Genomic DNA, 5,425 nt, shown 5'->3' with positions numbered 1-5,425 from the left:
AGGGGAGGGCCGCCGCAGGACGGCGGCCCTCCCCTATATCGCGTCTGCGCGGCATTCCTTCAAGCTAGATCACGCTTTGCGATACCGGGCGAAGAGCAACACCGCGACAATGGCCACTGGACCAATGCCATCGCCGCATCAAACGCGCTGACCTTCTAAGGCGTTCTTCCTGCCTGCTATTTAATTTCCCGCGATGAAACTTGGATTACGACGACAGCGCCTGCGTCATCAGTGGAATTCCAACTCCCGGTCCGCCGCGTCCGTCTCTTCAGCGGACGGCTTGGCCATGAGGAAATCCTGAAAGTCGAGATAGCCCCGGTCCCGCATCTTTTGATGTGATCGCATATCGCGCCTCGTTGTTCGAGACAGCACTCTGCGTCCACTTCAATCCGTTCAGCCGATCATCAGTGCTCATAGATGCGCCGCCAAATGCGATACATTCTCGCAACAATCATTGCGAACGGGGAGGCAAGGCCTGGAAGATTTCGTCGCGGGTCAGTTATCAGCGCCGCGGACAGCCCGGACGTTGCAGGGGAACGACAACGGGTGGCTGGCCAAAGGGACGAGCCCTTGGCAGCGGACCGTCAGCCGGACCCGACGCGACAAATCGGGCATCGGCAAATTCTACGTGCGCTTCGCATCTGCCACGCTGGATACGGGCCATAGGCATGGTCGACCAGCGGAAGAATGGCGCCAGGCCCGAGGACAGTCCGATCGCCCATGGACCAGCGGATCATGCATCTCATCACTCACAAGAGGGTGGACCTGATCAATCTGCGTGAGATTGTGAAGCGGATTGTATCGCGCTTGCCCGATCATCCCGCGGTCTCGCCAGACCAGGCTCCGCGTCCAGAACAGGATGGGTTCCTGCCGCGCATAGGAGATTTCGGGGATACGGCCGAGATGCGAGACGAGCGCTTGCCGGGCGGCCAGCGAGATCGCGCCATTTGCGGCAATGTAGCCAGCCACGGCGACCAAGCCCCAGATCGCGGGCCAATGCCATGGCCTGCCTTGTCGCTCTTGCCGCCGCGACAGCCAGATGGCCAAGGGAAGGACGGTCCAGATCACCGCATCGATGATGAAGAGTGTCTCTGCGTGAAACCATAGATTGCTGAAAGGCGAGAGCAGCTGGACCGAATAGGTGGTCTGCAGATCGAGCAGCGGATGCGTGAGCGCACCCAGATAGCAAAGCCCGAACAGCCAGTGGGCGTTCATCGTGAAACCGCTTTGAAACGGCTCGCCCCGCCTGCACTGCCATCGATCCAGCAGCCACAGCAGACAGCCAAGCATAGCGGGCATGATCACAATCCCGCCAAGGAGACCATGGGTGAAACCGCGATGGGTTGCGAGCGGGAGCCACGGCGCCCAACCGAAAAACACATCGATGTCGGGCATGTTCGCGCTCAGGACGAGCGCAGCCAGGCCCTTACGCGACCTCGTCTTGAGCCCAGTCTGCCCAAGTGCCCATCCGGCCAGGCTATGTGTGAAATTATCCATGGCCGCTCAATGACCGACTGCGTTCGACATCATCATTCCGCATGCGTCATTTGATCGATACGGAGATGGGGCAATGATCCGAATAATGTTTCTGACCCTGTGCGTAGCGCGTTTCGGTAAAGCCGAGCATGTCTAGCCCTGCGCGTCTATCGAGGACGATATGATCGATGAAGCTGTCATAGCGTGGATCGCAGGCCGGCGGTGTGCCGGCATCGGCGAGGCGCAGGTCGGCATTGGTGGGTTCGCCATCGTCAATTGCGGTCCAGACTGAGTCTGCTCCCAGCCCAAGCCGACGATTCCAGTCCCCCAACACTGCAAAGCGGACATCGCCCGCTGCTGCCGCGTCGATCCAGCCTTCAAGCGCCGGCACCTGCTCCAGCAGCACGGAACATGCCTTTGCGTCCGTGCCCGAGAAACAACCGGATTTGAGATGAATGCCAAGCAGCCGGATCGGCGCATGGCCTTTTGGCCGGATCGTAACGTCCACGCCCGAACGGAGCTGGGCGCTGCCGAGCATGAGCGGCGTAAAATCCGGGTGGCGATCAAATGCGAGGTTCTTGCGGATGGCAAATCCCACCGCCTGGCGAATGAAGCTTTGCTCGGGATGCCGCCCACCGCAGCGTCCGCTGGCCTCGCCCTCTCGCGCTTCCATGACGATCACGTAACGCGCAGGATCGAAGACGCGCGCGGCGGCGTCCCGCGATTGAGCTTCCTGAAACGCGACGACATCGGCATCTAGCTGGTCGGCAATTTTTCGCATCGCCTGATAGTCCGCGCCCGTCCGCGGTTCGCATCCCGCTCCGTCCTTTTCAGCGAGGAACTCGAGGTTCCAGCTCGCAAGCTTGAGCGACCTATCGGCAGGAGCCGCCTCTCTCTGCGTTCGGGGCTGATTGACGGGTGCCGTCGAGCAAGCGGCAAGACTGAGCATGAACCCAAGAACAATGGAGCGATGCAATTTCATGAAAGGCTTTTGGCGGGCTTGTCTGCTTGCTGCAATCACTGAACCTTCTGCTGGGCTGCAACTGTGCAAGAAACCGCGCAGGCTTCGGACGGCGATGGCGGCGAGCGGTCGGGCGTAGGAGATGGCACCCCCTTTCCCGCTTCGACCGATCGCACATGTCATGGCCGCGGATGGGCATGTCGCAGATCCTCCCTGTCAGTCGGGGCTGCCAGTCAGAGCGATGTGGGCCGAGCGCATATAGTGCGCGAGCTCGGTATCGCTACTCTACAGCCGATCAAGCAGATCCTTCATATCAGCGAGATCCGACTCAGGCTTGAAGGCGCTGTCTGGAGACTGTTCGATGGCGAGGACCCCGATGCAAAGCGCCTTCTTGACCAGATGCAGATCGCGATCCTCGAAAACAGCCATGAGCAATTCCTCCTCGATCTTCGATCCACCATATAGCATCCGCAAAATTGTTGGCGCCAGGAATCTAGATCGCAAGGGTACCGCCGAGCTGGTTAGCGTCGCCGCGCAGATGTCACGGCACGGCTGTTCGTGCGACTATAATGAGCGGCGCTCCAAAAATGGCTGACAATCCGCCGACGTCCCGCAGCGCGTGTCGCGGATCGGCAAGTCTCGCCGTATTATGACTATTGCGTCCCGGCCGAGCGGCAGCCGCCGTTTAGACCCAGCCAGCGGGCCATCTTGCCAAGCTCGCATTCCAGAGCATCGCGCGCATGATCAGGAGCGTCGGCCTCGAAATGCACCGATTGCACGATGAGCTGAGTGGCTTGCCGATCGGCCTTGAGATCGACACGCGCGACCAGCCGATCCCCGAGCAGGAACGGCAGGACATAATAGCCAAATTGGCGCTTTTCGGCCGGCACATAGATCTCGATCCGGTAGCGGAAGGCGAACAGACGCTCGGTCCGTTCGCGCTCCCAGATCAGCGGATCGAAGGGCGCGAGCAGCGCCTGCGCCTCGATCCGGCGCGGACGGCGCGCATCGCGATGGAGCCAGGCAGAGCGCCAACCCGGCACCTCAACCGGGATTAATATGCCCTCTTCCGCCAGAGCCCGGACCGCCGGCAGCGCGTCATTTGGCGACAGTCGGAAATAGTCACGCAGCTCTCGGGTCGTCGCAACCCCGTGCGCCCTTGCGGCGCGTTCGATGAGGGCTTTGTGTGCAACCGCATCGGATGGTGTCGGCACGGCCAGCACCTCGTCCGGGATGACGCGTTCGGTCAGGTCATAGACCCGCTCGAAGCCGCCTCGCCGGGTAGCGGTCGTGATATGGCCCGCCCAGAACAGCCATTCGAGCGCACGCTTGGTGTCGCTCCATTCCCACCAGCCGGACTGACCTTTGTGCGCATCAAAGTCGGATGCAGCCAGCGGGCCATCGCCGCGGATGCGTTCGAGCAGCGCCATCGCTTCTGCGCGCCGCTCGGTGGCGAAGATGCGCATACCGGTCCAGCCCGCGTGGCCCCGATCTGCCTGGTCCATCCGCCAGCGCAGCAGAGGGTGCATGTCGAAGGGGAGCAGCGAGGCTTCATGCGCCCAATATTCAAATAGACGCCGCTTTCGTTTTGGCCCCCAGGCGATCGTGTCGAGATCGGCCCGGTCAAAGGATCCCAGTCTAGAGAAGGCCGGAAGATAATGGGCGCGAACGAGAACGTTTACGCTATCGATCTGATGCAGGTGAACCCGCTTGAGTGTATGGCGAAGTTCGGCCGGTCCCGGCGGAACCACAGGTTTGGCGCCAAAGCCCTGCGCGGCAAGTGCGATACGCCGGGCCATCGGCAAAGTCATGCGTTCGAGCGTCGTCACCGGACCCGGGCTAGCGCCAGGCGACGAGACTGGCAAGCAACCGGCCGATGGCAGGCCCCCAGCAGGGCTGCCACCGGCTTCCCTTGTCTATCGCCAGCCGAGCGCCGGTGCGACATGGCGCAAAATGGCGTCGATGACATGGCTGTTATACTCGACCCCCAACTGGTTGGGCACAGTGAGCAGCAGCGTGTCGGCCTCCGCGATCGCTTCATCCGCGCGCAGTTGTTCGATTAGCGCTTCGGGCTCGGCCGCATAGGACCTTCCGAACACCGCGCGCATATTGTCGATGATCCCCACCTGATCGCTGGCGTCACCGCGGCCGAAATAGGCGCGGTCGCGATCGTCCGTCAGCGCGAAGATCGAACGGGAGACCGATACGCGTGGCTCGCGGGCATGACCTGCTTGCCTCCAGGCATCGCGATAAGCCCGTATCTGCTTGGCTTGCTGGACGTGGAAAGGCTCCCCGGACTCGTCGGCCTTCAGAGTCGAACTCTGCAGGTTCATGCCCATCTGCGCGGCCCATATGGCCGTCGCATTCGATGCCGAACCCCACCAGATGCGTGTCCACAGGCCAGGCGAATGCGGCTCCAGCCGAAGAAGCCCGGGCGGGTTGGGGAACATCGGGCGCGGGTTCGGTTGGGCGAAACCTTCGCCTTTCAGCAAATCCAGGAAGACCTCGGCATGCTGGCGGCCCATATCCGCCTCGCTCTGACCTTCCGCTGGCGCATACCCAAAATGGCGCCAACCATCGATCACCTGTTCAGGCGATCCCCGGCTGATGCCGAGCTGGAGTCGCCCGCCGCTGATGACGTCCGAAGCGCCGGCATCCTCCACCATGTAGAAGGGGTTTTCGTAGCGCATGTCGATCACGCCCGTGCCAATCTCGATACGCTTCGTCTTCGCGCCGACCGCCGCCAGCAAGGGAAAGGGCGACGCGAGCTGCTGCGCAAAATGATGGACGCGGAAATAGGCGCCGTCAGCACCGAGTTCTTCGGCAGCCACCGCCAGATCGATCGACTGCAAAAGCACGTCGCTCGCCGTGCGGGTTGCCGAATGAGCAGCGTTCGACCAGTGGCCGAACAGTTCGGATTCCAGCAGGTCCGTGGGGATGGCGGCCGTGTTGATGGCCACGAAAGGGCCGTTGGCACGCGGACTGTGC

The 5,425-nt window shown here is 61.9% G+C and carries 4 protein-coding genes and 1 pseudogene; all 5 read right to left on the bottom strand.

Features of this window, described 5'->3' with window-relative positions; genetic code table 11:
• Nucleotides 1-624 precede the first annotated feature (624 nt).
• The gene (locus VMR39_RS14615; RefSeq protein WP_325416716.1) at nucleotides 625-1,497 is read right to left on the bottom strand and encodes a metal-dependent hydrolase; all 873 of its coding nucleotides are present in this window, start codon (nucleotides 1,495-1,497) and stop codon (nucleotides 625-627) included.
• 46 nt (nucleotides 1,498-1,543) lie between these two features.
• The gene (locus VMR39_RS14610; protein WP_325416717.1) at nucleotides 1,544-2,425 is read right to left on the bottom strand and encodes an endonuclease/exonuclease/phosphatase family protein; all 882 of its coding nucleotides are present in this window, start codon (nucleotides 2,423-2,425) and stop codon (nucleotides 1,544-1,546) included.
• A 297-nt stretch (nucleotides 2,426-2,722) separates the two neighbouring features.
• Nucleotides 2,723-2,866, bottom strand: a complete 144-nt coding sequence (locus VMR39_RS14605) for a hypothetical protein (protein WP_325416715.1) — start codon at nucleotides 2,864-2,866, stop codon at nucleotides 2,723-2,725.
• A gap of 224 nt (nucleotides 2,867-3,090) precedes the next feature.
• A complete protein-coding gene (locus VMR39_RS14600) occupies nucleotides 3,091-4,236 on the bottom strand; it encodes a winged helix-turn-helix domain-containing protein (RefSeq protein ID WP_325416714.1) in 1,146 nt (381 codons plus the stop codon).
• A gap of 417 nt (nucleotides 4,237-4,653) precedes the next feature.
• Nucleotides 4,654-5,425 (bottom strand): annotated as a pseudogene (locus tag VMR39_RS14595) (LLM class flavin-dependent oxidoreductase); the annotation flags it as partial.

The sequence above is a fragment of the Sphingobium sp. genome (genome assembly GCF_035511395.1).
GTDB lineage: Bacteria > Pseudomonadota > Alphaproteobacteria > Sphingomonadales > Sphingomonadaceae > Sphingobium.
The sequence above is the reverse complement of the archived record's forward strand: the minus strand, read 5'-3'. Positions and strand labels throughout refer to the sequence as shown.

Excerpts from the sequence above, each read along its gene's own strand:
- VMR39_RS14615 (WP_325416716.1), bottom strand. The coding sequence starts at position 1,497 with ATGGATAATTTCACACATAGCCTGGCCGGATGGGCACTTGGGCAGACT.
- VMR39_RS14610 (WP_325416717.1), bottom strand. The coding sequence starts at position 2,425 with ATGCTCAGTCTTGCCGCTTGCTCGACGGCACCCGTCAATCAGCCCCGA.
- VMR39_RS14605 (WP_325416715.1), bottom strand. The coding sequence starts at position 2,866 with ATGGCTGTTTTCGAGGATCGCGATCTGCATCTGGTCAAGAAGGCGCTT.
- VMR39_RS14600 (WP_325416714.1), bottom strand. The coding sequence starts at position 4,236 with ATGGCCCGGCGTATCGCACTTGCCGCGCAGGGCTTTGGCGCCAAACCT.